At 40.6% G+C, this 2,972-nt stretch carries 3 protein-coding genes; 2 read left to right on the top strand and 1 reads right to left on the bottom strand.

Translation table 11 applies throughout. The annotated features are described in order from the left end of the window. Positions 1–470: 470 nt before the first annotated feature. A complete protein-coding gene (locus ASV53_RS23450) occupies positions 471–923 on the top strand; it encodes a hypothetical protein (protein WP_094958919.1) in 453 nt (150 codons plus the stop codon). Positions 924–931: 8 nt separating this feature from the next. Continuing rightward, entirely contained in the window at positions 932–1,237 is a 306-nt protein-coding gene (locus ASV53_RS23445) for a hypothetical protein (protein WP_094958918.1), read from the top strand. A 201-nt stretch (positions 1,238–1,438) separates the two neighbouring features. Here the strand turns inward: ASV53_RS23445 and ASV53_RS23440 are convergent, their stop codons facing one another. Further along, on the bottom strand, positions 1,439–2,311 hold the full coding sequence (locus tag ASV53_RS23440; protein ID WP_094958917.1) for an alpha/beta fold hydrolase: 873 nt from the start codon (positions 2,309–2,311) through the stop codon (positions 1,439–1,441). Positions 2,312–2,972: the final 661 nt, after the last annotated feature.

Genomic DNA, 2,972 nt, shown 5'->3' with positions numbered 1-2,972 from the left:
TACAAAAATAACAATTATTTATTCGGACATATTTCACGAAGTGCGGAAATATCCACAGATATAATGCAATATGCTTTCTTTTTTCGCCGCTGTTTTTTGCAGGTGGATACATTGGTAAGTTGGCTCTTGCAGGCACAGACAGTGAATTAGCCAGACTCAAGAGGGCGATGTAAATTTGGTTGTCATGGTAGCTGCATTTTAATGGTGCGTGATGAACTGCGCCTAGAGTCTGAGCTGGTGGGCTATTACGCAACCTTGTGGCCAGTGGTCGAACGCTTGATTGAATCTGGGACCTCCTTTCATGCATGCATGATGCGACTTGTGCTGGTTTATCGGTTGTTAGGCATCATGAGAAATATGCAAATTAGAATTTAAAGCTGTGTGGTTTCTCGCATGCGACTATTTGTTTAATTTCAATATTTCACTTTGGTTATAAAATCAGACTCCGATTAAGTTTAGGGGTAAGTAACATGGGGGACAAAAAGTGGAAGGTCGTTTTTGGTGCAGATGGTAGTGTTAGTGATGATGAGGTTTATAGCCAGAGAGTTACTATTTTCAATAGTAAAAGTGAGGTCATTGGTATATTTAAGGGAAGTAGCACTCCTAATCCATTTAAGCCGAGTAATACATCAATATCAGGTGAGGATGCATATCCGCATATTAGTAATGGTAAATATGCATTAAGCCATGGAACTCATAAAGGTAAACCAGCATTAGTAGTAAATAATAATGGTTTTGTACCAACGAAAAGTAAGAATCCAAACTTTCCAGATTATGGAAAGAGAGCAAATTTTATTCATGTACATTGGGGGTATAAGCCAACATGGAAAGGTTCAGCTGGGTGTCCAACAATTCACCCTGGTCAATGGAAAGAATTTTTATCCAATGTTCCAAGTGGTGTAGGCGAGCTTGTTATCCCCTAATTCTATTTATGAGTTTTAGTACAATTTCTGCGGATGTTAATCCAATAATAAGTGAATATGAACAGTTGTCTTTGGAGTATGATAAGCAATACTTGGCGGGTAACTCAGTAAAAGCTATGTCCATAGCATTAGAACAATTAAATATGGATCCAAGCGATTCAGTTGCATTTATGCGGCTAGCTTTATCTGTTAAAGAATCATGTGATCAAGTTCATCCATACTTTAACCAATTTGGTTCGAGTGATGAGTTTAAATCAGTAACATCTCTTGCGAAGCTAGTTATAAAGAAAGAGTGCAAAATATCTTTAAAGTAGATGTTTAATAAGATTATCAAAACGACCTATACGCTCGGCATTTAAATGTCGAGCGGTTTACGTGTTTCTAGTGGTTGACGCCTGTTTTCCATAATAACTAAGAGTGACGGCTCCGTTTCCCTTCCGCCCAGTAAAAAAGGCCGCGCAATTGCGAAGCCTTGTGCTTAATGATGAGCCATTTAATAAATGGCTGGAACAGAACTATTTAACTGACTTAACCGCTTCCATTAGGATCGTATTGAACTCATTTGGTTTCTCTAACATCGGGAAGTGGCCTGAGCCTTCAATGTAATAGATGCTGTAGTCTTTGATATGTTTCTTATTTTCTTCCGAGTTGGTAGGCCATAAACGAGCATTCACGAGTACTACTGGCACATTAACACTCTCATACACTTGGCTCGCTTTACCACTCACATATTGGCCTAGGTAATGGCGAAACTGGTTTATCGCAATAGCTGGAGGGGCAGATACCATGTCTTGCGTTACCCAGTGGAGCAATTCTGTATTTACATCTTTTGGCAGTGAGTCTTTAACGAATACCGACATACCTTTTTGAAAGTCATCTTCAAATGGCTTGGTCATGGCATCAAGGTCACTTTGTGCGAATGCTAATGCCACGTTTTGCGATGTATCAACACCAATAATGCTTTTCACTTTCTTCGGCATGAGTTTCGCTGCTTCTGCTATAACGCCGCCCGCCATCGAATGTCCAATTAAGATGACAGAATCAAGTTGTTCTTTCTCAACGACCGCCTTAATGTCATTCGCGAAAGCGACCATGGTGTATTCTTTTCGGTTGAAAGACGAGTTCCCATGCCCAGCTAAATCCATGGTGAGCACTTGGTACTGCGGTGAAAAGTAACCTAACTGGTTCTGCCAAAGCCGACTGTCTAAGCTCCAGCCGTGAATGAAGATAAGCGCAGTTTCTCCGCCGCCACAGGTACTATAAGCGATCAGTTCACCATCGCTGGACGTCGCAACACCGTACTTAGGCGGAGTGTTGCTCGCTAAAACACCCACGCTGTTTAATGACATGAAAACCAAAAATGTCATCATCAAAATTAAACGTTTCATTGTTTCTCTCTATTTACTTTTGAGAGGTACAGGAAATATCCCTCTTAATCAATATAGTCACGATAAACTATGAAGCCTTAGACAGGTCAAGGTCAGCTTTGAGGAAATTTGCCGTTCATTTTGTTGATATGGCGTTGAATTTAAAAATCGCGGTCAGAACAGCAGTATAAAGTGATTTGCACGAACCGTGGGGCGAGCGCTGTTACCTCTAATTACCGGCAGATGGGTGTAGTGGCATAGTTGATTTGGCCACTACAGGATGAACCCTTATTGGACCAAACATAGGGGACTCCACCAAGCAATGAAACAGGTATCGACCCTGAAAGCTACCTGCGAGGTTATAGAAGGTGGAAACGAGAAGCTAATGACATACTTCGATGACACAATGTTAGCGCATTTGTGTCCAGATGGGGTTCAGCGATCACAGGTTTCAGCGATAACCTTCTGACTCGTTCTTGCCCCGAAATCGCTTAGACCAAATACTCTATAAAATTTCGTAGCGTGTGTTTTCCCTACCAAAACTAATCCGATTTAGAGGGGTATATAATCACCTCATATACTCGACAGCATTGTGAAATAATATGTGACGAAATTTTTGCGCTTGCTTTTCGCTGACTAAAATGCCGCTCATAATTAATATCAATTAAATTTAATTATTTTA

It is taken from the genome of Photobacterium sanguinicancri (assembly GCF_002265265.1).
GTDB classification, from domain to species: domain Bacteria; phylum Pseudomonadota; class Gammaproteobacteria; order Enterobacterales; family Vibrionaceae; genus Photobacterium; species Photobacterium sanguinicancri.
This window is presented reverse-complemented; position numbering and strand designations above follow the sequence as displayed.

What these genes read in the sequence shown, in the direction of transcription:
- ASV53_RS23445 (WP_094958918.1), top strand. Translation starts at nt 932, where the DNA reads ATGAGTTTTAGTACAATTTCTGCGGATGTTAATCCAATAATAAGTGAA.
- ASV53_RS23450 (WP_094958919.1), top strand. Translation starts at nt 471, where the DNA reads ATGGGGGACAAAAAGTGGAAGGTCGTTTTTGGTGCAGATGGTAGTGTT.
- ASV53_RS23440 (WP_094958917.1), bottom strand. Translation starts at nt 2,311, where the DNA reads ATGAAACGTTTAATTTTGATGATGACATTTTTGGTTTTCATGTCATTA.